We start from the raw sequence: 23,956 nt of genomic DNA on the forward strand, positions 1-23,956 counted from the left end.
TCGATCATGTCAAAATAAAAAGGCGCAGCAATCGCCGCACCGAAAGCGCACGGCACCTAGCTATCGCGACGGCGAAGGTCAAGGGTGCGGGTGCGTTTTCACCGCTGACATCGCGGGCAGTAAAAGGTCGATCGGCCGCTATCCACACGCCGCCGGATCAGCCCTCCGCACTGGCACGGCTCCCCTTCCCGCCCATAGGCGCGCCAGCTCTTGAAGAAGTAGCCGAGCTCCCCGTCGGGCTGCGCATAGTCACGCAGGCTCGACCCGCCGGCGTCGATCGCCGCGGCGATGATCTCGCGAATCGCGCCGACCAATCGCTCCAGCCGCGCCTGGCGTATGCGCCGTCCCTGCGTCCCCGGAGCGATGCGCGCCTGGTTCAACGCCTCGCACACATAGATATTGCCGAGACCTGCCACGACACGCTGGTCGAGAAGCAGCGCCTTGATCGGACCGGTGCGGCCGGACAGCGCCGCCTTGAGATAGTCTGGGGTGAAATCGTCACCGAGCGGCTCCGGGCCGAGCGCGGCGAAAGGCGCAAAGGCCGACAGGTCATCGGTGCGCATAAGGTCCAGTGATCCGAACCGGCGCGGATCGTTCAAGGAGACGACCCTGCCCGCATCCGTTTCGAGCACCAGATGGTCGTGCGTGCCGATCTCGTCGGGATCGAGCCGCCAGCGTCCGGACATGCCCAGGTGGAAGATCAGCGTGTCGCCGCGGTCGGTCTCTATCAGGCCGTATTTCGCGCGCCGCGCAAGCCCGGTAACGGTCGCGCCCGTCATCCGTTGGCGAAGGTTTACCGGAATCGGGCGGCGCAGATCGGGCCGGCGCGGTTCGACGCGGACCAGACGCTGACCGCGCAATACCGGCTCCAGCCCGCGCACGGTGGTTTCGACTTCGGGAAGTTCCGGCATGGCATTGCAGCTAAGATGCGTTTGCGGGCACGGCAAGGCTTGGCTAGAGGATCAATTCTTCCCATCTGGCAGGCGGATATGAACGAAGACCACGTCTCTTTTGGCTATGAAGATGTAGCGCCCGACGAGAAGACGAAGCGCGTCGGCGGCGTCTTCTCCAATGTCGCCTCGCGCTACGATCTGATGAACGATGCGATGTCCGGTGGCATGCACCGGCTCTGGAAGGACCGCTTCGTCCGACGCGTGAAACCGCGGGCCGGCGAACAGATACTCGATATGGCGGGCGGCACGGGCGATATCGCCTTCCGGCTCGCGCGATCGGGCGCGGCGATCACGGTCGCCGATATCAATGCCGAGATGCTCAAGGTCGGCATGGACCGTGCCGAGAAGCGCGGCATCGACGGCCTGATATGGGCGCAGGAAAATGCCGAAGAACTGAGCTTCGCCGACAAGAGCTTCGATGCCTATACGATCGCCTTCGGCATCCGGAACGTTACGGATATCGAAGCGGCGCTTTCCGAGGCGCATCGCATGCTGAAGCGCGGCGGCCGTTTCTTCTGCCTCGAATTCTCGACGACGCTCTGGCCCGGTTTCGCCGAAGTCTACGATCTCTACTCGCACAAGCTCGTGCCGAAGATCGGTCAGGCCCTCGCCGAAGACGAAGACAGCTATCGATACCTGATCGAATCGATCCGCCGCTTTCCGGACATGGACACCTTCAAGGCGATGATCGAAGACGCCGGCTTTGTGCAATGCGGCGTCGAACCCATGCTGGGCGGTCTCGTCGCCATCCATAGCGGCTACCGGATTTGACCCGACCCCGCACCCATATCTGGCGGCTTTTGAAATGGGGCCGGACGCTGGCGCGGCACGGCGCGTTGAGCGGTATCGAGCGCGACCCGATGACGCCGGTGCCCGTGAAACGGATGATCCGCATCGCCCGCTTCGGCGCGCGCGTGCCGAAGAAACCGGCCTATGCGGATGCCCTGGAAGCGATCGGTCCGGCCGCCATCAAGCTCGGCCAGACGCTCGCGACCCGCCCGGACCTGGTCGGCGAAGAGGCGACGCACGATCTGCTGCGATTGCAGGACCGGCTGCCGCCGGTTCCCTTCGCGCGGATCGAAGAGGCGATTACCCAATCGTTCGACCGGCCGATCGACGCGCTGTTCTCCAGCATCGAACCCGACCCCGTCGGCGCGGCCTCCATCGCACAGGTGCATAAAGCGGTGACGACCGACGGGCGGACCGTCGCCGTTAAGATATTGCGTCCCGGCATCGAGAAAGTCTTCGCCCGCGATATCGAAACCTATGAATGGGCGGCCGCGCAGGTCGAGGCGATGGGCGGCGAACTCGCCCGGCTCCGTCCACGGCTCACCATCGAAACCTTCAGGCGCTGGACGGCGCGCGAGCTGGACCTGCGGCGCGAGGCCGCATCGGCATCGGAGCTCGCAGAGGGCATGACCGCAGAAGCGGATTTCGTTGTGCCGGAGATCGACTGGCAGCGCACGGGCGGCCGCGTGATGACGCTCCAATGGTTCGACGGCATCAAGATTTCCGATCGCGCGGCGCTCGACGCTGCCGGACATGATCGCCAGAAGCTGGCGATAACGCTTGTCCGCGCGTTCCTGCGCCAGGCGATTTCCGAGGGTTTCTTTCATGCCGACCTGCACCAGGGCAATCTCTTCGTACTGCCCGACGGGAAGATCGCGGCGATCGATTTCGGCATCATGGGCCGCATCGACCGGCGCGCACGGCTCTGGCTGGCCGAGATCCTCTACGGCCTGATTACCGGCAATTACCGGCGCGTCGCGGAAATCCATTTCGAGGCCGCCTATGTGCCGCCGCACCACAATGTTGCCGAGTTCGCGACGGCGCTGCGCGCGGTCGGCGAACCGATCCGCGGGCTGCCTGTGAAAGAGATTTCGATCGGCCAGATGCTCGACGGCCTGTTCGGCATCACGCGCGATTTCGACATGCCGACGCAACCCCATCTGCTGCTGCTGCAGAAGACCATGGTTATGGTCGAGGGCGTCGCCACGAGCCTCGATCCGGACATCAATATGTGGGAAACGGCCAAGCCCTTCGTCAGCGAATGGCTGCGAAGCGAACTCGGGCCTGAGGCCGCGCTCGCCGACCGCCTGCGCGAAGATATCGGGACGCTGGCGCGGCTTCCCGAACTCGTGCGCCGGCTGGAAGCGGAAGTTCCGAACCGCGGCGGCGCGCCGCCTACTCCGCCGCTGCGCGAGATAGAGGTCGCGCGGCCGGGAGGCGGGCTGAAATACGGACTTATCGGTTTGCTGGGCGCGGCGCTCGGCATCGCAGGGACATGGCTGTGGTTCTCAATGTAAAATCGCTCCGCGCGTTGCGAAAGGATCGCCAGTCCAAACCGTCACGGCCGGACAAGGATCCGGAGACCTACAAACCTCTCGAGCCGCTCCAGGAACGGATCGCCGCCTGGCGCACCGTCATCGAGGACGATCGCCAGCGCGCGATATACGATCGCGTGGCCGCCAGCGTCGATGAAGACCGCTATCGCGCCATCCAGCAGAAATATGCGGACGAAATTCGCCAGAGCGGCCAGCGGGCGACGACCAAATATATCGACCTTGCCCCCTGGTTCATGATTCATTCGCGCCTCGCCATGCTGCTCGATCTCGACCGGCGGGCCCCCTGTTCGATCCTCGATATCGGATCGGGCGGCGGCCAGTTTCTGGCGATCGCCAAGGCGCTCGGCCATCGGACCATGGCATTCGATTTGCCCGAACCCGACCATTATCGGGACCTTGTAGCGCTGTTCGGCATCGAACGGGTCGAAGGCGGTGTCGAGTTTCGCAAGCCCCTGTCCCCGGCGGTAGGGCGCTTCGATCTGATCGTCATCAACGGGCAGGTATTCGACAGACTGCCCAAGACCGGGGCCCGCTGGCGACTGCCGGAATGGGCGGGCTTCATCCGCTATCTGTGCGCAGAGCATCTCAATTATCCCGGCGAGCTCTTCATCGGTCTCAACAAGTCGGACGGACCCACGGAGAAGGAAGAATTCTTCTGGCCGCTGGTCGATCTCGCCGAACGGCATGGCGCAAGCGTCGACCGGCAATATGCGACGATGCATTTCACGCTCGAAAAACCGCTGACGCTCGACGAAATCGACGCAGTGGAGTGGAACCGGCGATGACTCGACATCGGCGATCCGAATGCGCACATCGTCTGCCATGAACGGAAAACGGATCCTGCTCGTCATTGGCGGCGGCATCGCGGCGTACAAGTCGTGCGAGCTGATCCGCCTGATCCGCAAGGCCGGCGGCGCAGTCACCTGCGTACTCACGAACGGCGGCGCGCAGTTCGTAACGCCGATGAGCCTCGCCGCCCTTTCGGAAGAGCAGGTCTATACGAGCCTCTGGGATCTCAAGAACGAGACGGAGATGGGCCATATCCAGCTCTCGCGCGAAGCGGACCTGATCGTCGTCTGCCCGGCCACGGCGGATCTGATGGCCAAGATGGCGGCCGGCATCGCCGACGACCTGGCAACGACATTGCTGCTCGCGACCGATACGCAGGTCATGGCCGTGCCCGCGATGAACGTCCGCATGTGGGACCACGCAGCGACCCAGCGCAATGTCGCGCAATTGCGCGAGGACGGCGTGATCGTTCTGCATCCGGACGAAGGCCCGATGGCCTGCGGCGAATATGGCGAAGGCCGGCTGCCCGAACCCGAAGCGGTGTTCGCGGAGATCGAGCATTTGCTGGATGGCAACGGCGCGGCGCAGTCGCGGCCGCTTGCGGGTAAGCATGCGGTCGTGACGGCCGGTCCGACGCATGAGCCCATCGACCCGGTGCGCTACATCGCCAACCGCTCATCGGGTAAGCAGGGTTATGCCATTGCCGGCGCGCTGGCGCGGCTCGGCGCCGAGGTCACACTCGTCTCCGGTCCGACATCGCTGGAAACGCCGCGCGGTGTGAAACGGGTGGATGTCGAGACGGCGGTTGAGATGCAGGCCGCAGTCGACGCCGCGCTGCCCGCCGATGCCGCGATCCTCGTCGCCGCCGTCGCCGATTGGCGCGCCGAAGCCTTGGACCGCAAGATCAAGAAAGGCGAAACCGGCGGCCCGCCCGAGCTGGAGCTCATCGAGAATCCGGACATCCTTGCGGGGCTCGGGCGGAGCGACAAACGCCCCGGACTGCTGATCGGCTTTGCCGCCGAGACCGACAAGGTGGTCGGCTATGCCAAGGCCAAGCTCGACCGCAAGGGCTGCGACTGGATCGTCGCGAACGATGTGTCCGGCGACGTGATGGGCGGCGGGGACAACAGCGTGCACGTCATCACCGCCGACGGCGTCGAGAGCTGGCCGCAAATGCCCAAGCGCGACGTCGCGCGCAAACTCGCCGATAGGATCGCCGATGCCCTTTCCTGAGATCGATATCCGCATCAAGCGCCTGCCCCATGCTGAAGGGCTGCCGATGCCGGCCTATGCGAGCACAGGCGCGGCCGGGATGGATGTAGTGACGGCCGAGGATTTCACGCTGCAGCCCGGCGAGCGGATGGCTGTTCCTAGCGGTTTCGCGATCGCCATTCCCGAAGGTTATGAAGTCCAGGTCCGGCCGCGGTCCGGCCTCGCTCTCAAGCATGGCGTGACGTGCCTGAATACGCCGGGCACCATCGACAGCGACTATCGCGGTGAGGTGAAAATCATCCTGGCCAATCTCGGCGGCGAGCCTTTCTCGGCACTGCGCGGCGAGCGGATCGCGCAACTGGTGCCCGCGCCTGTGCAGCGCGCGATGCTGAGCGAAGTCGACGAACTGGACGATACCGAGCGCGGATCGGGCGGGTTCGGCTCGACGGGGCGATGACGCTCAGCGACGCCCAGCTCGAACGCTATGCCCGCCATATCGTCCTCAAGGAAATCGGCGGCGAGGGTCAGAAGAAGCTGCGCGCCGCGACGGTTGCGATCGTCGGTGCGGGCGGCATAGGATCGCCGCTGATCCAGTACCTCGCGGCAGCAGGGATCGGAACGCTTCGGATCGCCGACGACGATATGGTGGCGCTGTCGAACCTCCAAAGGCAGACGCTTTATGCAACCGACGCGGTCGGCATGCCGAAGGTCGCGGAGGCAGCGAAAGCCGTCGCCCAGCTCAACCCCGATTGCGCGGTGGAAATGGTTGCGCGCCGCGTTGAAGCAGACACCATCGGCAGACTTCTCGACGGCGCAGATATCGTCGTCGACGGCTCGGACAATTTTGAAACACGGTTGCTCGTTGCCGACGCGGCGCAGGAACGCCACGTGCCGCTCATCTCCGCCGCCATCGGCCAGTTCGAGGGTCAGCTCGGCGTGTTCCGCGGCTGGGAGGCGGACAAACCCTGTTATCACTGTTTCGTCGGATCGGACCCCGACCGGCCCGATACGAGTTGCGCGGACCAAGGCGTGCTCGGCGCCCTGGCTGGTATCATGGGCAGCATGGCGGCGATGGAGTCGATCCGGCAAATCGTGCCGTTCGGCGAGGACAGCGCGGGCAAGCTCTTGCTGTTCGACGCGCTGGCCTTGCGCGCGCGAACCCTGACCCTGCCGAAAGATCCGGGATGTGCCGCATGCGGGGTCTGACGATCATCCTCACCGGCAGCGATGCCGAGCGTTTTCATGCCGCACTGTCGATCGCTGCCGCGCATGCCGCAACGGGTTCAGGCACCCGCATATTCTTCGAAGGCCGCGCGGTGACGCTGCTTACCGACGCGTCGCCCGCACCGGGCGATGCCGACCGGCACGCGAACGGACTGCCGACACTCTCCGAAATCCGGCGGGAATCTACTCACCTCGGCGTCAGGCTGATCGCTTGTCAGGGCGGCATGGCGCTGGCAGGACTGGAAATCGACCAGCTTGGCCCCGGAGTGGAAGCCGGCGGGCTTGTCGGGCTGATGACCGACCTCGGAGACGACAGGCTCTTCGCGCTCTAGGGCGTTTGGGGGAGAGACGCGATGACCTTACCCGTAACGGCTGCACTGGCGGCGGCGATGGCCGCGCTGCTGCTGCTGCTCGCCATCGACACGGTGCGCAACCGGTTCCGCACGCAACAAGCCTTCGGCATAGGCGACGACGAGAAGCTCACGCGCGCCAGCCGCGCGCACGGCAACCTCGCCGAACATGCACCGATCGTAATCATCTTGGTGGCATTGCTCGAAATGAGCCGGGCCAATCATATGGGCCTGATGGTGGTCGCCGGCGTCTTTATCGTGGCGCGCGTGCTACACGCCCTGGGCCTCTATATGGACCCGCCCGCCAAGGGCGGACCGCCCTGGCCGCGCGCCATAGGGGTAATCCTGACATGGCTGGTTATCGTGGCGCTGGGCGCTTGGACGGCGCTGATGCTGCTGGCCAATCTCGGAAGCTAGGCCTTCTTCTTCGCGGCCGCCTTCTTCTTGGACGGCGCTTTTTTCTTTTTCGCCGTTGTCTTGCGTTTGCGCTTCTTCGCCGGCCCCTTGGCCGCGCGCTCGTCGATCAGCTGGGCGGCCTCTTCCAGCGTCAGTTCGTCCTTGTCGACGGTTTTGGGGATCGTCGCGTTGGTCGTGCCGTCGGTGACGTAGGGGCCATAGCGGCCGTCCATCAGCTTGATCTCTTCCTCGGTGCGCGGATGCTTGCCGAGGATTTTGAGCGGCTCGCGCTGGCCCCGCCCGCGTCCGCCCCTGTTCTTCGCTTCGGCGATCTTCACCACGGCGGCGTTCATGCCGATTTCGAAGACTTCCGCCGTCGTCTCCAGCTTCGCATATTTGCCGTCATGGCGCAGATACGGCCCGTACCTTCCTATCGCCGCCTCGATCTCCTTGCCGGTTTCCGGATGCTCGCCGACGATGCGTGGCAATGACAAGAGCTTGAGCGCCATTTCGAGATCGACATCGGCACGCGCGACGTCCTTCGGAATGGACGCGCGCTTGGGCTTTTCACCTTCGCCCTGACCCATCTCCACATATGGGCCGAACCGGCCGGTCTTGAACTCGATATCTTCACCGGTTTCGGGATCCTGGCCGAGAACTTCGTCCTCGCCATGGTCTTGCTGTTCGCCGCCGCGCTGGCCGAACTGGCGCGTATACTTGCATTCCGGATAGTTGGAACAGGCGATAAATGCGCCGAAGCGCCCCCCGCGCAGCGCCAGCCTACCCTCGTTGCAGCGCGGGCACAGACGCGGGTCGGACCCGTCTTCTTTCTCCGGGAACAGCAGCGGCTCGAGAAACTTGTCGAGCTCGGCCGTAATGTCCGACGGCTTCTGCTCCATCACCTCGTCGGTCTTCGGCTTGAAGTCCTGCCAGAAGGCCTGGAGGATTTCCTGCCACTGCGCACGGCCGCCCGAAATATCGTCGAGCTCTTCCTCGAGACCCGCCGTAAAATCGTAGCTCACATAGCGTTCGAAGAAGCGCTGCAGGAAGGAGGTGACGAGCCGCCCGCTTTCCTCCGGGAAGAAACGGTTCTTCTCGACGCGTACATATTCGCGATCCTTGAGCGTCTTGAGGATCGACGCATAGGTGGACGGCCGGCCGATGCCGAGCTCCTCCATCTTCTTGACGAGGCTGGCTTCGGAATAGCGGGGCGGCGGCTGGGTGAAATGCTGCTCGGCTTCCACGCCCTTTTTCGCCGGCGCATCGCCCTTGGCCATCACCGGCAACAGCTTCGAATCCTCGTCCCCGTCATCGTCGCGGCCCTCGGTGTAAAGCGCCATGAAGCCGGGGAATTTGACCACTTGCCCCGTGGCGCGCAGCGCCGTCTGGCCCGTGCCCTCTTCCATCTCGACCGTCGTGCGCTCGAGCCGCGCGGATGCCATCTGGCTCGCCAGCGCACGCTTGTAGATCAGATCGTAGAGCTTCGCATGGTCCGCACTGCCGACCTTGGCGCGGGAAAATTCAGTCGGCCGGATCGCTTCATGCGCTTCCTGCGCATTCTTGGCCTTGCTCTTGTAGACGCGCGGCTTGTCCGGGACGTAGCTCGCATCGTAGCGATTGGCGATCGCGCCGCGCGCGGCGGAGATCGCCGAACCGTCCATCTGCACGCCGTCGGTCCGCATATAGGTGATCGCACCGTCCTCGTAGAGCTGCTGCGCGATCCGCATCGTATGGCTGGCGGAAAAGCCGAGCTTGCGCGCGGCTTCCTGCTGCATCGTCGAGGTCGTGAAGGGCGGCGGCGGATTGCGCGTCAGCGGGCGCGTTTCGATGGAGACGATCTTGAAGAGACCGTTCTCGACATCGGCCTTGGCCGCCATCGCATCGCCTTCCGCGCCGATTGTCAGCCGCTCGACCTTCTCGCCTTTCCAGCGCACGAGCCGCGCGGTGAATTCCGTCCCGTCCTGTTCCATGGTCGCGGCGACCGACCAATATTCCTGCGGCACGAATGCCTCGATCTCGCGCTCGCGCTCGACGACGAGCTTGAGCGCGACCGACTGGACCCGACCCGCAGACCGCGCGCCGGGCAGCTTGCGCCACAGCACCGGCGAGAGCGTGAAGCCGACCAGATAATCGAGCGCGCGCCGGGCGCGATAGGCGTCAACGAGATCGTCATCGAGCCCGCGCGGATGGGCAATCGCCTCGAGCACGGCATCCTTGGTGATGGCGTTGAACGCCACGCGCTCGACCTTCTCGGGCAGCGCCTTGCGCTTCTGCAGCACTTCCTGGACGTGCCAGCTGATCGCCTCGCCCTCGCGATCGGGGTCGGTGGCAAGGATCAGCTCCTCCGCTTCCTTCGCCGCATCGGTGATCGCTTTCAGCTGCTTGGTCTTGTCGCCATAGGCCTGCCATTTCATCGCAAACCCGTCATCCGGATCGACCGAACCGTCCTTGGGCGGCAGGTCGCGGACATGGCCGTAGGACGCGAGAACGCGGTAATCGCTTCCCAGATATTTTTCGATGGTCTTCGCCTTGGCCGGCGATTCAACGACTACAAGTTTCATAAGACGGCCAATTCTCTCCAGTCAGGCGGGCTCTCATACGCGTACGAGGATGGGATGCAAATCCGCATCGTCAAGATGACAGTGCGATGCTGACCTTTCCGCCGGCATGGCGTTCGAGCCGCCCGGCAAGCTCCAGTTCGAGCAGCACCGTCTGCACGACGGCCGGCGCGACGCCCGATTGCCGGATCAATTCGTCGACCGAAACGGAGACCGGCCCAAGCAACTCCGTGACGCGCTCCCGCTCTTGCGATTCGACGTCGGGCGATACCGGTTCGGATGCGAAATCGCCGTCGGGTTCGGAAACCGTCAGCCCATCGAACGGCCGCAGCGCGCTCACGACATCGTCGACATTCTGGATCAACGTCGCGCCGTCGCGGATGAGCTGATTGCACCCCTGCGCTCTCGGATCGAGCGGCGAGCCCGGCACCGCCATGACTTCGCGACCGAACTCATTGGCCTGCCTCGCGGTGATGAGCGATCCCGATTTGGGCGCGGCTTCGACGACGATCGTACCCATGCCGAGCCCGGCAATAATCCGGTTGCGATAGGGGAAATGCCGCGCCTTGGGTTCGCTGCCCGGCGGCTGCTCCGCGATCAGCACGCCACGTTCGGCAATGTCTAGCTGCAGCGCTTCGTTTTCGGGCGGGTAGAAAACATCGATTCCGCCCGCGATGACGGCAATAGTGCCACTGTCTAGCGCGCCGTTATGCGCGGCCGTATCGATGCCGCGTGCAAGACCGGAGACGACCACATAGCCTTCCTCGCCCAGCTTGAACGACAGCTCGCGTGCGAAGCGTCGGGCGGCCGCCGAGGCATTGCGCGCGCCGACCATCGCAACCAAGGGCTTGGCGAGCAGGCTCAGATCGCCGCGCACGATCAACACAGGCGGCGCGGTCTGTATCTGCGCGAGCGCCAGCGGATAGGGCCGCTCGTTCGCGAAGATATAGCCGGCGCCCAGCCGTTCGACTTCCGCCATCTCGGCCTCGATCGCCTCCCGGTTGGCCAGCTGCGGTGCGCGCCCGCCGCCACGCCGCGCGAGATCGGGAATAGCCTCAAGCGCGGCCTCGGCAGAACCGAAGCGTTCGAGCAAACGCGCAAAGGTGACCGGGCCGATATTCTGCGACCGCGCGAGCCGCAATTTCGCGGCGTGGCGTGGATCAGTCATTGGAGGACGCACCGACCTTCGGTTCCTCGCCACGCATCAGGCGTCCGATATTGGCACGATGCTGTACGATGACGATCGCTGCGATCGCGATCAGGGGAACGATCGTATGCGGATAGCCCATCGCCCAGCCGACCAGAGGAGCAGCGACAACCGTCACTAGCGAAGAGACCGAGGAAATCCGGCTCAACAGAAGAGTTGCAGCCCAAATGGCGGCGCAGACGAGCATCACCGGCCAGGCGAGCGCCAGCAGCACGCCGGCGGCGGTCGCGAAGCCTTTACCGCCCTTGAATCTGAGCCATGGCGTAAAACAGTGTCCGGCCACTGCCCCGACCGCGGCGATGCCTGCCGTACCGGGCCATAGATGTTCGGCGACCAGCACCGGCACCGCGCCCTTCGCGGCATCGAGCAATACCGTCGCCGCCGCCAATCCCTTGTTCCCTGTGCGCAGTACGTTGGTCGCGCCGATGCTGCCCGAGCCGATTTTGCGGACATCGCCAAGCCCAGCAGCGCGGGTCAGGACGAGGCCGAACGGCACCGAGCCGAACAGGAAGGCAAAGCCGAACGCGAGTGCCGGAGCAAGCCAGAGCGGATTGTCGAAAATGGCCGATCCTCCTCTTCGGGTCAGCCATGGTCATAGCGTCCCCGCCCCGCGCTGCAATCGCCTCCGCCAATTCGCTCCGTTGCAGCCGCGCCCGCTTCGCCATATGGCAAGCGCCCATGCGCGCGGAGCAGCCCATCCTTCTTCTCGACACCGGTGTTGGCGGACTGTCGATACTCGGACCTGTCCGGGAAAAGCTACCCAACGCGCCCATCGTCTATGCGCTCGACCAGGCGGGCTATCCTTACGGCCAGAAATCCGAAGCCGAGCTGACGGCGCGCGTGCCGGCACTGTTGGGGCGGCTGGCCGAACATGTCGATGCGCGACTGGCGGTGATCGCGTGCAATACCGCTTCGGTGATCGCGCTGGAGCCGGTGCGCGCCGCACTCGCCATCCCGATCGTCGGCACCGTCCCCGCGATCAAGCCCGCGGCCGAAATCTCCAGATCGCGTGTGATCGGGGTGCTGGGCACACAGTCTACGGTTCGCCAGCCCTATGTCGACAATCTGTCGCGCGAATTCGCCAGCGACTGCACGATCATCCGTTACGGCACGCACGATCTCGTGGCGCTGGCCGAACGGAAGATGCGCGGCGAGCCGACGGATTCGGAAGATTATGCGGTCATTCTCGACGGGCTGTTCAGCCAACCGGACGGCGATCGGATCGACACGATCGTACTCGCCTGCACGCATTTTCCGCTGGTCGAGGAGGAGCTGTTGGCCGCGGCCGAACGCCCGCTCACCTTCGTCCATGGCGGCGACGGCATAGCGCGGCGCGTCGCGCATCTGACCGAAGGGCAGCCCTGGCCGGACAGCCCTTCGCCGGGCCGCGCGATCTTCATCTCAGACGGCAGCGATCCCGAAGCGCTCCGTCAGGGCCTCTCCAGCTATGGGCTTGAAATATTGGAGACGCTTTAAGCTTATTGCGAGTCGTTCTCGCTGGAAATGGCCGATTTCAGCCCTTACATGACCTGCAATCCTGAAGCAGGGGAAGAGTTTTGGACTATCAGCGGGTGTTTTCGAAAGCCATCGAGCGGCTCCATGAGGAGGGCCGCTACCGGGTGTTTATCGACATTCTGCGCAACAAGGGCGCCTTCCCCAATGCGCGCTGCTTCGCCGGGCACAACGGGCCGAAGCCGATCACCGTCTGGTGTTCGAACGACTATCTCTCGATGGGCCAGCATCCGAAAGTGATCGAAGCGATGGAAGAGGCGCTGCACGATGTCGGCGCTGGTTCGGGCGGGACGCGCAATATCGGCGGCAACACCCATTATCATATCGATCTCGAACATGAGCTGGCCGACCTGCATGGCAAGGAAGGCGCGCTGCTCTTTACCTCGGGCTATATCTCGAACGAGGCGACGCTGACCACGCTGGGCAAATTGCTGCCCGGCTGCGTCGTATTCTCGGACGAACTCAACCACGCCTCGATGATCGCGGGCATCCGCAACGCCGGTTGCGAAAAGCATATCTGGCGGCACAACGATCTCGATCATCTCGAAGAATTGCTGGCGGCCGAAGATCCCGAAACGCCGAAGCTGATCGCCTTCGAAAGCGTTTACTCGATGGACGGCGACGTCGCGCCGATCGCCGAGATTTGCGATCTGGCGGACAAGTATAACGCCCTCACCTATTGCGACGAAGTCCATGCCGTCGGCATGTATGGAGAACGCGGCGGCGGGATCACGGAGCGCGATGAAGTCGCCGACCGGGTGACCATCATCGAGGGCACGCTCGCCAAGGCGATCGGCGTCATGGGCGGCTATATCGCGGCGGACAAGATGATCGTCGACGTCATCCGCAGCTATGCGCCGGGCTTCATCTTCACGACGAGCCTCTCGCCGGTTCTGGTGGCAGGCGCGCTCGCGAGCATCCGGCATCTGAAGGAGTCCAGCGCGGAACGCGACGCACAGCAGGCGTCTGCGGAACGCCTGAAGACCCTGCTCGCCGAAGCCGGACTGCCGGTGATGGAATCGACGACCCATATCGTGCCGCTGATGGTCGGCGACCCGGTCAAGGCCAAGCGGATCAGCGATATCCTGCTCGCCGAGTACGGCGTCTATGTGCAGCCGATCAATTATCCGACCGTCCCGCGCGGCACCGAACGCCTGCGCTTCACCCCCGGCCCGACGCACGACGAGGAGATGATGCGCGAACTGACCGACGCGCTCGTCGAGATCTGGGACCGGATGGAATTGCGGCTCGCGGCCTGACGGGACATTGAACGAACAAACATCCACCTATGACGAGGTCGTGCGGGGACGCCGCTCGATCCGTGGCTATCTCGACAAGCCCGTCCCGCGGGAGCTGATCGAGGAGATACTCGGCCTCGCGATGCGCTCGCCGACGTCGATGAACACTCAGCCCTGGCATTTCCATGTCATTACCGGCGAACCGCTCGACCGTATCCGCAAGGGCAACACCGAAAATATCCTGGCCGGCGTGCCCGACAGCCGCGAATTCCGGCGGGGCGAGCCCTTTGCGGGTGTTCACCGCGAGCGCCAGATCGAGGTCGCCAAGCAGCTCTTCGGTGCGATGGGGATCGAACGCGACGATAAGGAGGGCCGGCAGGACTGGGTGCTGCGCGGCTTCCGCCAGTTCGACGCCCCGGTCTGCGCGATCGTCGCCTATGACCGCGAGCTATCGGGCAGCGACGACACGGCCTTCGATTGCGGCGCGGTGACGACGGCGCTCGTCAACGCGGCCTGGTCGCGCGGCTTGGGCTGCGTCATCAATTCGCAGGGCATCATGCAGTCGCCGGTCGTGCGCGAACATGCGAATATCCCGGACGATCAGGTCATCATGAAGGCCGTCGCGATGGGATGGCCCGATCCGGACTTTCCGGCCAACGCTGTCTACTCCAATCGCAAGCCGCTCGAAGAGACGGTGCGTTTCGTCGGTTTCGAGGACTGATACCGCCCTACACCGTCCGCCAATGTGGAAAAAACCACAATGGGTGGTGGCGGAAGCCGGCTATCGCGACTAAATGGGCACATGCACCGCCCATGGAGGGTTTCATGCCGCACAGCATTGCCATCGCGTCCGATCATGCCGCCATCGAGCTGAAAGCGGCTCTGGCCGAATGGCTGGACGAGCACGGCCATGACGTGACCGATCTCGGGCCGCACAATCATCAATCCGTCGATTATCCCGATTACGGCTATGCGCTGGCCGAGGCGATTGCGGCCGGCGATGCGGAGTTCGGCGTAGCGTTGTGCGGATCGGGAATCGGCATTTCGATCGCCGTCAACCGCAATCCCTCCTGCCGCTGCGCATTGGTCTCGGACAATCTGTCCGCCCGGCTGTCGCGCGAACATAATGACGCGAACGTGATCGCGATGGGCGCGCGGCTGATCGGCATCGAGACCGCCAAGGACTGTCTCGACGCGTTCCTCTCCACCGATTTCGGCGGCGACCGCCACCAGCGCCGCGTCGACAAGCTTTCCAATCCGGCTCCCGTTCGGGAACCAGCCTGAAGGAATTCCAATGAGCACCAACCCTGCCAATCTCAATGACGTCCAGCCCGACGGTTTCTTCTCGGACCGGGTCAGCAAGACCGACCCGGACGTCTCCGATGCGCTGAAAGCCGAGCTGACGCGGCAGCAAAAGCAGATCGAGCTGATCGCATCGGAAAATATCGTCTCCAAGGCGGTGCTCGAGGCGCAAGGATCGGTGCTCACCAACAAATATGCGGAAGGCTATCCGGGGCGCCGCTACTATCAGGGTTGCGCGCCCTCCGATTCCGTCGAGACACTCGCGATCGAGCGGGCGAAACAGCTGTTCGGCTGCGGCTTTGCCAACGTCCAGCCGCATTCCGGCGCGCAGGCGAACGGCGCCGTCATGCTCGCGCTGACCACGCCCGGGGATACGATCCTCGGCATGTCGCTCGATGCCGGCGGCCATCTGACGCATGGTGCGAAACCGGCCCAGTCGGGCAAATGGTTCAACGCGATCCAGTACGGCGTGAAGGAAGACACGCATCTGATCGATTACGATCAGGTCGAGGCGCTTGCGAAAGAACATCAGCCCAAACTCATCATTGCCGGCGGGTCGGCCTATCCGCGGATCATCGACTTCGCGCGTTTCCGCGAAATCGCGGACATGGTTGGCGCCTATCTGCTCGTTGACATGGCGCATTTCGCCGGGCTCGTCGCAGCGGGCGTCCATCCGACACCGTTCGGCCACGCGCATGTCGTTACGACGACCACGCACAAGACGCTGCGCGGACCGCGTGGCGGCATGGTGCTGACCGATGACGAAGCCATCGCGAAGAAGATCAACTCGGCCGTCTTCCCAGGCCTTCAGGGCGGCCCGCTGATGCATGTCATTGCCGCCAAGGCCGTGGCGTTCGGCGAAGCACTGCGCCCCGAGTTCAAAAGCTATGCGGCGGCGGTCGTCGAGAATGCCAAGGTGCTCGCCAGCCGGCTAAAAGAGCGCGGCGCCGATCTCGTGGCGGGCGGTACAGACACCCATGTCGCGCTAATCGATCTGCGCCCCTTGGGCGTAACTGGGCGCGATGCCGACGAAGCGCTGGAGCGCGCGGGCATCACCTGCAACAAGAACGGCATTCCCTTCGATCCGCTGCCCCCGGCGAAGACGAGCGGCATTCGCGTCGGCTCTCCGGCCGGCACGACCCGCGGCTTCGGCCCGGCCGAGTTCCGCGAGATCGGCGATATGGTCGCCGATGTGCTGGAGGGATTGCGCGAAAAGGGTGAGGATGGTGATCCGGCGATCGAAGCGGAAGTCCGCCAGCGCGTCGAGGCGCTGTGCGCGCGTTTCCCGATCTATCCCGAGCTGTAAAGGCCGCCCATGCGCTGCCCGTTCTGCGCCCATGACGGTAGCCAGGTAAAGGACAGCCGGCCGACCGAAGACGGCGCGACGATCCGGCGGCGGCGGCAGTGCGAGAGCTGCGCGGCGCGCTTCACGACGTTCGAGCGCATTCAGTTGCGCGAGCTTACGGTAGTGAAAAGCAAGGACCGGCGCGAACCCTTCGATCGCGACAAGATCCATCTGTCCGTGTCATTGGCCTGCCGCAAACGCGGCGTCGAACCCGAACAGATCGACCAGCTTGTTTCGGGCATCCAGCGCCGGCTCGAAACCAGCGGCGAGACGGAAATCCGGTCGAAGCAGATCGGCGAGATGGTCATGGAGGGGCTGCAGCAGCTCGACAGCGTCGCCTATATCCGCTTCGCCAGCGTCTACAAGGATTTCCGCGAAGCCAAGGATTTCGAGGAGTTTGCCGGCACCGTGAAGGACCTGTTCGAGGAGTGAGCGAGCCCGTTGCCCCTCCCCCGAAGATCGTCCTCGTCCGCCCGCAGCTCGGCGAGAATATCGGCAAGGCGGCGCGGGCGATGCTCAATTTCGGGCTGACCGAAATGCGGATCGTCGCGCCGCGCGACGGCTGGCCGAACGAGAGCGCCCTGCCCGCGGCGTCCGGCGCCGACAGCGTCATCGAGAATGCCGAGATGTTCGACACGGTCGCGGATGCGGTTGCCGATTGCAGCCATGTCTATGCGACAACGGTCCGCAAGCGCGGGCTCGATAAACCGGTCGTGACGCCGGTCGACGCCGCGAGCGCGATCCATGCGATGCCCGCGCCGTCGGCGATCCTGTTCGGCCCGGAGCGCTCAGGGCTCGACGCCGAAGATGTGGCGCTTGCCAACACGATCGTCACCGTGCCGATCAACCCGGAATTCGGTTCGCTCAACCTCGCCCAGGCGGTGATCCTGCTGGCCTATGAATGGTCGAAAGGCGCCGATCTTGCCGTCCCGACCCAAAAGGACCGACTACCCCCTGCCCCGCATGCCGAACTCGAAGCGCTGATCGCGCATCTCGAACGTGCGCTCGAACCGACCGGCTATTTCTTCCCGCCCGACCGGACGCCGACCACCAAGCGCAACCTGCGCACGATTCTCACCAAGCCCGAATGGAGTTCGCCGGACGTGCAGGCACTGCGGGGAGTGCTCTCGGCGCTGGAGAAGAAGGCCTAGGCCGCTTCTGCCACACCGCGTGTCATGGCGACCGCCGTCCGATGGGCGGCTGCCCGTATTTCCTCGGCAAGCTCGGAATCGGGCAGGGTTCGCGCGAGCACCATGCCTCCAACGCACAATGCCGCAAGGGACAAGGCTGTTTCGCGCATCGAATCCGAACCTTCCGATAGCCCATTTTCAAACAAGCCGACCATGGAGGTCAGCAGTAGCTGATATGCCTCGCGTACCTGTGGATTCGCACGAGCAATATCGGACGGCAGCGCGATCATCGGGCATTGGCCATCGAGATCGCCAAGATGATCCGGCGACAAGTACCCCGCGATCATTCGCTCTGCCATATCCGGGCTGGGCTTGGCCGGATCCACTCCGGCATCGCCGCGCCATTGAGCCCCGCGTCCCATGAGAAAGCTCGACACGGCGGCTGCGTATAGCGCCTCCTTGCTGTCGAAATGATTGTAGAAACCGCCACGGGTGAGCCCCGCATCGCGCATGATCATATCGATTGTGACATCTTCGAACCCGTGACGATTGAATAGGATCCGCGCAGCCTCGACGATTTTTGCCCGCGTTTCGCGTTTGTGAGCGGCACTATACGGCATGTTTGTCGACCTTTCGAAAGCTCCATAACACCGTCCAAAATATGTTCTTTAACATATTAAAATATCCGGCATAGCCAGGCCAACGTCCATTCAATCGACGGCAAAAGGGAGAAAATCATGCCCAAATTCGTACTCGCCTATCATACGGGCCCGCGATTCAATCCGCCTGCGGACGGACCCAAACATATGGAGGACTGGAAGGCCTGGATGGCAGGGCTGGGCGATGCCGCCGTCGATCCGGGTCTCGCTGTCGGCCCGTCCAAGACGGTCGGTCCTGACGGCGTGGAAGATGGCGGTGGCGCCAATCCGCTGGCTGGCTACACGGTGATACAAGCGGACACAATCGATGCGGCAATCGAGATCGCCGGCGCCTGTCCGCATATCGCGCTTGGGGGAACAATCGAAGTTGCGCCCGATATGGAGTTGCCGATGTAGTCCGGCAATCTACGCAAAAGGAAATCCCGATGCGCGAGCTTGCAGTCCTCACTTTCCTGACGCTTGACGGCGTCATGCAGGCGCCATCGAGCCCGGACGAGGATGATTCAGGCGGCTTCGCGCATGGTGGATGGGCCAGAAATCATTGGGACGAGGTCATGACCCAGGTCGCGGAAGAGGCGATGAACGAGCCTTATGACCTGCTGCTCGGACGCAAGACCTATGATCTGTTCGCGCCGCATTGGTCGGCGGCGCCCGCTGAAGAGGGCCCCGCGGCCATCCTCAACATGGCCACGAAGCATGTCGTGACGTCCGATCCGGACGGCCTTGACTGGCAGAATTCACGCGCCATGACGGGCGACGCTCCTGACGCGATCGCCGCTCTGAAAGCCGAGAAAGGTCCGCTACTTCAGGTTCACGGCAGTTGGCAGCTCTTTCAAACACTGCTTGCCTATGACTTGATCGATGAGTTCCGCCTCTGGATTTTCCCGGTCGTTCTGGGTGATGGAAAACGGTTGTTCGAAAACGGTACGGCGTCTCGAAATCTGTCACTCGTAAAGACCGCGAAAACGCCGGGTGGCGTCACAATGCTCATCTATCGCCGGCATTAGGCCCTCACGAGTTTGCGCTAACCGCGCATCTCGTCATAGCGGATGAATTCATAGGCAATCGAACTCTCGACGAGCATCTCCCAAAGCGCGCCAGCGAGCGGCACGGGCACGCCAAGCTCTTCGGCATGGGCTTTCACATTCGCGATAACCTGCGCCTTGCGATCCTCGTCGCGTACAGTGCCGCGATCGGGTTTGATCCGCGCTGCCGCGTCCATATAGCCGAACCGGCGCGCGATCAGCGCAACCAGCGCCCGATCGATGGCATCGACGCCGTCGCGCACCTCTGCCATAGTGGTCGTGTCGTTTGGTTCCACGGTTTCTTCGACGGCTTTGATCTCGGTCATGTCGAGCGTCTCTAAACGGCCTATTTCGAATGTCGAGAGCGATGGCAGCGATATAAGGTTCCGATAGTGCATCCCGAAATTCCGTATTTGCGGGAAATCATAATCTTCCTCGTCGCGGCCGGGCTGGTCGTGCCCCTCGTGCGCCGCGCGGGCATCAGCCCGGTGCTCGGTTTTCTGTTCGTCGGACTGGTTATCGGGCCCTATGGCGTCGGGCGATTTGTCGGCGACACGCCGATCCTCGAATATTTCGTGATCGCCGATATCGAGGGGGTCAGCCGGGTTGCCGAACTCGGCGTGATCTTCCTGCTGTTCACGATCGGGCTCGAACTATCGGTCGCGCAGCTATGGGCGATGCGGCGGCTCGTCTTCGGCCTCGGCGCGGCGCAGGTAACGGTCAGCGCCATCGCGATCGGCGTCATCGCCTATCTGTTCGGCAACTCCCTCGTTGCCGCCACCATCTTCGGACTGTGCCTGGCGCTCTCCTCGACAGCGCTCGTCATGCAATTGCTGACCGAGACGCGCCGATTGAGCACGCCCGCCGGTCGGTCCAGTTTCGGCATATTGCTGCTGCAAGACCTGGCCGTCGTGCCGATCCTCTTCTTCGTCGGCGTCGCCGGCGCATCGGTGCAGGGATCGCTCGCCCTCGCCGCGGGCCTGGCCATCGGCGAGGCCGTGCTCGTAATTGCCGTGATTTTCCTCATCGGCCGCGTCATCGTCCGGCCACTGCTGCAGTTTGTTGGCGGAACGGGGAGCCGCGAAGTCTTCATGGCGGCGGTAGTGTTGCTGGTGCTGGCCACTGCAGCGATTACCGCGGAAGCCGGTCTCTCAATGGCGCTTGGCGCATTCCTTGCTGGTTTGCTCTTCGCCGGCACCGAATATCGGCATCAGATCGCGAGCGATATCGAACCGTTCAAAGGCCTGCTCTTGGGCCTGTTCTTCATATCGGTTGGGATGAGCCTCGATGTCGTCGCCGTGGGCGAAAATATCGGCTGGGTGGCTCTTTCGGTCGTCGGACTGCTCTGCCTGAAGGGTGCGATCATCTTCACGCTCGCCAGGCTATGGCGGCTGCCGAAGGATGTCGCCGCCGAAACCGCGATCCTGATGAGCCAGGGTGGCGAATTCGCGTTCGTCGTCATCGCCGCCGCGCTCACCTATGCGCTGCTCGACCCGGCGGTCGCGCAGTTCATGCTGATGGTCGTCATCGTCACCATGTTCCTAACGCCGCTGCTCGCCATAGCCGGTCGCCGCGCCGGCCAAGCCCTCAGGGAGCGCGACGCGAGCCTCTCGGCCGATGACAGGCCAATGGACGACGGCCACCCGGTCATCATCGGCGGGTTCGGCCGCGTCGGGAAAATGCTCGCCCAGCTGCTTGAGGAACAGCGTGTTCCCTATGTCGCCATCGACAGCAACCCGGAGCTCGTCGCGCGCGAACGTGCCGAGGGAGCGAGCGTCTATTTCGGCGATGCAAGCCAGCCCGATCTGCTCCGGCACCTGGGTATCGAGCGCGCCGCGGCCTTTGCGACGACCATGGACGAGCCCGGATCGGCCGAACATGTGATCAAGGCGGTCCATGACGAATGGCCGCATGTTCCCATCATGGCGCGCGCGCGCGATATCGGCCATGCCCATCACCTACAAAAGCAGGGCGCGGACAGCGCGGTCCCCGAAACGGTCGAGGCCAGCCTCGAGCTTTGCGAGCAGGTGTTGACGGGAATCGGCATTCCGGACGACGCGGCACGCACGATAGTGGACGAACGGCGCGGCCTTATGGTTGCAGGAGATGATCGATGAATGGCCCGAAACGCATACTTCTCCCTTCCCATCGCGATCATGGCCTCGATGCACGGCTGACGGTAGCGGCATGTCTGGCGCAGCAGTTCGCGAGCACGCTCGAATGCGTGTACGCGCATGTTCCGCCTGGTGCCGGACAGGCGATCAGCGCCGGCGGGATGGAACGGCTTGTTGAGGAAGAAGACCGCGAGGCGGCTCGGCTGCGCCGCACGGTCGAGAGCCAACTGTCCGAAGATGCTGCCCGGTGGACCTGGCATCCGCATCGCGGGAACATCGTCGACGCAATCATCGAACATGCGCCCATGACCGACCTGATCGTCGCGAGTCCGATGATCGAAAGTGGCGGCGGTTCGATGGTCGAGCCGATCGCCGAATTGCTGTTGCTGCGTGCCCCGGCACCGCTGATGATCGCACCGACCGATACGGATGCTTTCGACTGCACGGGCACCGCGATGATCGCGTGGAATGGCAGCGCCGAATCGGCCCGGGCGATGCGGCTCGCGCTCCCCATATTGCGCGCCGCGTCGGATGTGCATCTGGTGACTGCCGCCGCGGACATCCGCCGGTTCGCCGCACAGGACGCCGCCGATTATCTGCGCGACCATGGCATAGAGAGCCGGATCGAGACAGCCGAGGATGGCGGCAAGAACGCCGCGAAGGCCTTGTGCAAGTCGGCCGAAAGCCTCGGAGCGGACTATATCGTCATGGGCGGCTACAGCCGGTCCAGGGTCAATGAGTTCATTTTCGGCGGGGTGACGCGTCATATGCTGCGCCACCCGCCGCTCCCGCTCTTTATCGTTCATTGAGACGGCGCGGCGGTTTCGCGGGATCCGCGAAATCCCTTGACTTTGCGCGCGTCACCGCCCACATGCGCGCCTTCGCAATTGGCCCCGCACCCCGGTGAAGTGGTGGCCGCGTGCAGTCCTGAGCTTGTCGAAGGAGCTGTGCGGTGCGTTCCGGGACTCTGAAAGAAGCAAATTGGAGACGACTGATGTCGAAGCGCAAGAGCGCCAAGTATAAACTCGATCGCCGGATGGGCGAGAATATCTGGGGCCGACCGAAAAGCCCCGTAAACCGCCGTGAATACGGACCCGGCCAGCACGGCCAGCGCCGCAAGGGCAAGCTTTCCGACTTCGGTGTGCAGCTGCGCGCCAAGCAGAAGCTCAAGGGCTATTACGGCGATATCACAGAAAAGCAGTTCAAGCGCGCCTATACCGAGGCGAGCAAGATGAAGGGCGATACGTCGCAGAACCTGATCGGCATTCTCGAGCAGCGGCTCGACATGGTGGTCTACCGCGCCAAGTTCGCGCCGACGATTTTCGCCGCGCGCCAGCTCGTCAATCACGGTCATGTCCGCGTGAACGGTGACAAGTGCAACATCCCCTCGCGTACGATCAAGCCGGGCGACGAAGTCACGCTGCGCCAGAAGGCGCAGGAAATGGCGCTGGTTCTCGAAGCCCAGAGCCTCAACGAGCGCGAAATCCCGGAATATGTCGTGCCCGACGGCACGTCCAAGGTGGTCTTCACCCGCGTGCCGACGCTCGACGAAGTGCCTTACCCGGTCAAAATGGAGCCGAACCTCGTCGTCGAATTCTATTCGCGTTAAGGGTTCTGCCCAGAGGTTCAGGGAGGACCCCATTTTCAAGAAGGGCGGCCCGCGGGTCGCCCTTTTTCTTTGGCGATCGGCACATCTCGAAGCGCGATCACCGTTCTTGACGATTGCCGCGGCGCAGCACGCATCCTAGTGCCACCGCAGAACAAGCCGGAGACACTCATGGAATTTGCGCTCGACATCGAAACACGTCTCGATCGGATCGAAGACGGTCTCTATTCGCGCGCAATTACCGATGTCTTCTGGAATATGGATAGCGCTTTCGGCGGCTGGGCGATCGCGCTGGCACTGGAGGCGGTGGAGCGGGAAACCGGCGTCGCGGGCACGCTGGCGAGCATAAATGCTGCGTTCGTCTCGGCCATCAAGGGTGAAACCGTGTTCGTTCGCGTCGAAACCTTGCGGGACGGCAAGCGGACCCATTTTTATCGCGCGGAGTTGCGTCAGGATGTACCCGACGGTCCCCTGCTCTTCAGTGCGGATATCGTGACCTCGGATCGTCCGGAAACCGATCTCGCCTATCAGCCCAGGATGCCCGATGTGAATGCGCCGGAAGACACCGAACGCCTCGCCTTTCCGCCCGGCATGGGGCCGCGTTGGTTCGGGCATTTTGATCAGCGGATCGTGATCGGCGCGCCCTTTACCGTACAGGATCGCCCGCACAGCGCGGTCTGGATACGCGATGGCGACGGGCGTCCACTGGACAGCAAAGGCCTGGCGGCGATTTCCGACGTGCCGATGCCGCGCGCCTTTTTCCTCGCCGATGCACCGCGTTTCAGCTCGACTGTAACATACAGCTTCTTTCAGTTCGCTACGGATGAAGAGCTCGCGGCGATCGGTAACGATCATGTGCTGGTGGAAAGCGACAGCAACCGCGTCCGGCGCGGCATGAGCGATCAGCATGCGCGGATCTGGTCGCGCGAGGGCACGTTACTCGCGCTGACGAGTCAGATCGCCTTTTTCCGATAGAACTACAAAAATCGCG

Annotated in this window: 27 protein-coding genes; 21 read left to right on the forward strand and 6 right to left on the reverse strand. The window is 63.6% G+C overall.

Annotated elements, in window-relative coordinates; translation table 11 throughout:
* Window positions 1-98: 98 nt before the first annotated feature.
* On the reverse strand, window positions 99-911 hold the full coding sequence (gene mutM, locus ACTS1Z_RS14785; RefSeq protein ID WP_442625235.1) for a bifunctional DNA-formamidopyrimidine glycosylase/DNA-(apurinic or apyrimidinic site) lyase: 813 nt from the start codon (window positions 909-911) through the stop codon (window positions 99-101).
* 78 nt (window positions 912-989) lie between these two features.
* On the opposite strand from mutM, the gene ACTS1Z_RS14790 reads away from it, so the two are divergent.
* Genes ACTS1Z_RS14790 through ACTS1Z_RS14825 form a run of 8 tightly spaced genes read left to right on the forward strand, consistent with a single transcriptional unit; the run spans window position 990 to window position 7,290 of the window.
* The gene (locus tag ACTS1Z_RS14790; RefSeq protein ID WP_442625236.1) at window positions 990-1,724 is read left to right on the forward strand and encodes a class I SAM-dependent methyltransferase; all 735 of its coding nucleotides are present in this window, start codon (window positions 990-992) and stop codon (window positions 1,722-1,724) included.
* Window positions 1,721-3,259 carry a 2-polyprenylphenol 6-hydroxylase gene (gene ubiB / locus ACTS1Z_RS14795; RefSeq protein WP_442625237.1) on the forward strand — a complete coding sequence of 513 codons (1,539 nt, stop codon included), beginning with the start codon at window positions 1,721-1,723 and terminating at the stop codon, window positions 3,257-3,259. The genes ACTS1Z_RS14790 and ubiB overlap by 4 nt, the downstream gene beginning before the upstream one ends.
* Complete coding sequence (locus ACTS1Z_RS14800; protein WP_442625238.1) at window positions 3,238-4,083, forward strand: class I SAM-dependent methyltransferase; 846 nt, start codon at window positions 3,238-3,240, stop codon at window positions 4,081-4,083. Before ubiB ends, ACTS1Z_RS14800 begins: the two co-directional genes overlap by 22 nt.
* A 37-nt stretch (window positions 4,084-4,120) precedes the next feature.
* Window positions 4,121-5,320, forward strand: a complete 1,200-nt coding sequence (gene coaBC, locus ACTS1Z_RS14805) for a bifunctional phosphopantothenoylcysteine decarboxylase/phosphopantothenate--cysteine ligase CoaBC (RefSeq protein ID WP_442625443.1) — start codon at window positions 4,121-4,123, stop codon at window positions 5,318-5,320.
* On the forward strand, window positions 5,307-5,756 hold the full coding sequence (gene dut, locus ACTS1Z_RS14810) for a dUTP diphosphatase (protein WP_442625239.1): 450 nt from the start codon (window positions 5,307-5,309) through the stop codon (window positions 5,754-5,756). The genes coaBC and dut overlap by 14 nt, the downstream gene beginning before the upstream one ends.
* Entirely contained in the window at window positions 5,753-6,505 is a 753-nt protein-coding gene (locus ACTS1Z_RS14815; protein ID WP_442625240.1) for a HesA/MoeB/ThiF family protein, read from the forward strand. Before dut ends, ACTS1Z_RS14815 begins: the two co-directional genes overlap by 4 nt.
* Window positions 6,493-6,855 (forward strand): DsrE family protein, encoded by a 363-nt coding sequence (locus ACTS1Z_RS14820; protein WP_442625241.1) that lies wholly within the window; start codon window positions 6,493-6,495, stop codon window positions 6,853-6,855. The genes ACTS1Z_RS14815 and ACTS1Z_RS14820 overlap by 13 nt, the downstream gene beginning before the upstream one ends.
* 21 nt (window positions 6,856-6,876) lie before the next feature.
* Complete coding sequence (locus tag ACTS1Z_RS14825; RefSeq protein WP_442625242.1) at window positions 6,877-7,290, forward strand: MAPEG family protein; 414 nt, start codon at window positions 6,877-6,879, stop codon at window positions 7,288-7,290.
* Here ACTS1Z_RS14825 and topA read toward each other — a convergent pair.
* The 3 genes from topA to plsY form a co-directional block, all read right to left on the reverse strand.
* On the reverse strand, window positions 7,287-9,830 hold the full coding sequence (topA, locus tag ACTS1Z_RS14830; RefSeq protein WP_442625243.1) for a type I DNA topoisomerase: 2,544 nt from the start codon (window positions 9,828-9,830) through the stop codon (window positions 7,287-7,289). The genes ACTS1Z_RS14825 and topA overlap by 4 nt on opposite strands.
* A 70-nt stretch (window positions 9,831-9,900) precedes the next feature.
* The gene (gene dprA / locus ACTS1Z_RS14835) at window positions 9,901-10,995 is read right to left on the reverse strand and encodes a DNA-processing protein DprA (RefSeq protein ID WP_442625244.1); all 1,095 of its coding nucleotides are present in this window, start codon (window positions 10,993-10,995) and stop codon (window positions 9,901-9,903) included.
* Entirely contained in the window at window positions 10,988-11,596 is a 609-nt protein-coding gene (plsY, locus tag ACTS1Z_RS14840; protein ID WP_442625444.1) for a glycerol-3-phosphate 1-O-acyltransferase PlsY, read from the reverse strand. Before plsY ends, dprA begins: the two co-directional genes overlap by 8 nt.
* Window positions 11,597-11,712: 116 nt before the next feature.
* On the opposite strand from plsY, the gene murI reads away from it, so the two are divergent.
* From murI to ACTS1Z_RS14875, 7 genes are all read left to right on the forward strand, one after another.
* Window positions 11,713-12,510: a glutamate racemase gene (gene murI, locus ACTS1Z_RS14845; protein WP_442625245.1), complete on the forward strand. Its 798-nt coding sequence runs from the start codon at window positions 11,713-11,715 to the stop codon at window positions 12,508-12,510.
* 80 nt (window positions 12,511-12,590) lie between these two features.
* Window positions 12,591-13,805: a 5-aminolevulinate synthase gene (gene hemA, locus ACTS1Z_RS14850; RefSeq protein ID WP_442625246.1), complete on the forward strand. Its 1,215-nt coding sequence runs from the start codon at window positions 12,591-12,593 to the stop codon at window positions 13,803-13,805.
* 7 nt (window positions 13,806-13,812) lie between these two features.
* The gene (locus ACTS1Z_RS14855; RefSeq protein ID WP_442625247.1) at window positions 13,813-14,505 is read left to right on the forward strand and encodes a nitroreductase; all 693 of its coding nucleotides are present in this window, start codon (window positions 13,813-13,815) and stop codon (window positions 14,503-14,505) included.
* Between the two features lie 104 nt (window positions 14,506-14,609).
* A complete protein-coding gene (gene rpiB, locus ACTS1Z_RS14860) occupies window positions 14,610-15,068 on the forward strand; it encodes a ribose 5-phosphate isomerase B (protein ID WP_442625248.1) in 459 nt (152 codons plus the stop codon).
* A gap of 10 nt (window positions 15,069-15,078) precedes the next feature.
* Window positions 15,079-16,392: a serine hydroxymethyltransferase gene (gene glyA / locus ACTS1Z_RS14865; RefSeq protein ID WP_442625249.1), complete on the forward strand. Its 1,314-nt coding sequence runs from the start codon at window positions 15,079-15,081 to the stop codon at window positions 16,390-16,392.
* Window positions 16,393-16,401: 9 nt separating this feature from the next.
* Window positions 16,402-16,863 (forward strand): transcriptional regulator NrdR, encoded by a 462-nt coding sequence (gene nrdR, locus ACTS1Z_RS14870; RefSeq protein ID WP_442625250.1) that lies wholly within the window; start codon window positions 16,402-16,404, stop codon window positions 16,861-16,863.
* On the forward strand, window positions 16,860-17,582 hold the full coding sequence (locus ACTS1Z_RS14875) for an RNA methyltransferase (protein ID WP_442625251.1): 723 nt from the start codon (window positions 16,860-16,862) through the stop codon (window positions 17,580-17,582). Before nrdR ends, ACTS1Z_RS14875 begins: the two co-directional genes overlap by 4 nt.
* Here ACTS1Z_RS14875 and ACTS1Z_RS14880 read toward each other — a convergent pair.
* Window positions 17,579-18,181 carry a TetR/AcrR family transcriptional regulator gene (locus ACTS1Z_RS14880; RefSeq protein ID WP_442625252.1) on the reverse strand — a complete coding sequence of 201 codons (603 nt, stop codon included), beginning with the start codon at window positions 18,179-18,181 and terminating at the stop codon, window positions 17,579-17,581. The two genes, ACTS1Z_RS14875 and ACTS1Z_RS14880, sit on opposite strands and share 4 nt — an antisense overlap.
* A 117-nt stretch (window positions 18,182-18,298) precedes the next feature.
* On the opposite strand from ACTS1Z_RS14880, the gene ACTS1Z_RS14885 reads away from it, so the two are divergent.
* Window positions 18,299-18,616 (forward strand): YciI family protein, encoded by a 318-nt coding sequence (locus tag ACTS1Z_RS14885; protein WP_442625253.1) that lies wholly within the window; start codon window positions 18,299-18,301, stop codon window positions 18,614-18,616.
* Between the two features lie 29 nt (window positions 18,617-18,645).
* Window positions 18,646-19,227, forward strand: coding sequence for a dihydrofolate reductase family protein (locus ACTS1Z_RS14890; protein ID WP_442625254.1), 582 nt, complete (start codon window positions 18,646-18,648; stop codon window positions 19,225-19,227).
* Window positions 19,228-19,244: 17 nt separating this feature from the next.
* On the opposite strand, the gene ACTS1Z_RS14895 is transcribed toward ACTS1Z_RS14890, so the two are convergent.
* Window positions 19,245-19,571 carry a chorismate mutase gene (locus tag ACTS1Z_RS14895; protein ID WP_442625255.1) on the reverse strand — a complete coding sequence of 109 codons (327 nt, stop codon included), beginning with the start codon at window positions 19,569-19,571 and terminating at the stop codon, window positions 19,245-19,247.
* An 87-nt stretch (window positions 19,572-19,658) separates the two neighbouring features.
* Here ACTS1Z_RS14895 and ACTS1Z_RS14900 point away from each other — a divergent pair, with 87 nt between their 5' ends.
* The 4 genes from ACTS1Z_RS14900 to ACTS1Z_RS14915 all read left to right on the forward strand — a co-directional run bounded on the left by ACTS1Z_RS14900 (window position 19,659) and on the right by ACTS1Z_RS14915 (window position 23,940).
* Window positions 19,659-21,362 carry a cation:proton antiporter domain-containing protein gene (locus ACTS1Z_RS14900; protein ID WP_442625256.1) on the forward strand — a complete coding sequence of 568 codons (1,704 nt, stop codon included), beginning with the start codon at window positions 19,659-19,661 and terminating at the stop codon, window positions 21,360-21,362.
* The gene (locus ACTS1Z_RS14905; protein ID WP_442625257.1) at window positions 21,359-22,168 is read left to right on the forward strand and encodes a universal stress protein; all 810 of its coding nucleotides are present in this window, start codon (window positions 21,359-21,361) and stop codon (window positions 22,166-22,168) included. Before ACTS1Z_RS14900 ends, ACTS1Z_RS14905 begins: the two co-directional genes overlap by 4 nt.
* Window positions 22,169-22,353: 185 nt before the next feature.
* Window positions 22,354-22,968: a 30S ribosomal protein S4 gene (gene rpsD, locus ACTS1Z_RS14910; protein ID WP_442625258.1), complete on the forward strand. Its 615-nt coding sequence runs from the start codon at window positions 22,354-22,356 to the stop codon at window positions 22,966-22,968.
* A 168-nt stretch (window positions 22,969-23,136) separates the two neighbouring features.
* Complete coding sequence (locus tag ACTS1Z_RS14915; RefSeq protein WP_442625259.1) at window positions 23,137-23,940, forward strand: acyl-CoA thioesterase; 804 nt, start codon at window positions 23,137-23,139, stop codon at window positions 23,938-23,940.
* The last annotated feature ends 16 nt before the right edge of the window (window positions 23,941-23,956 follow it).

It is taken from the genome of Parasphingopyxis sp., from assembly GCF_052168295.1.
Classification (GTDB): domain Bacteria; phylum Pseudomonadota; class Alphaproteobacteria; order Sphingomonadales; family Sphingomonadaceae; genus Parasphingopyxis.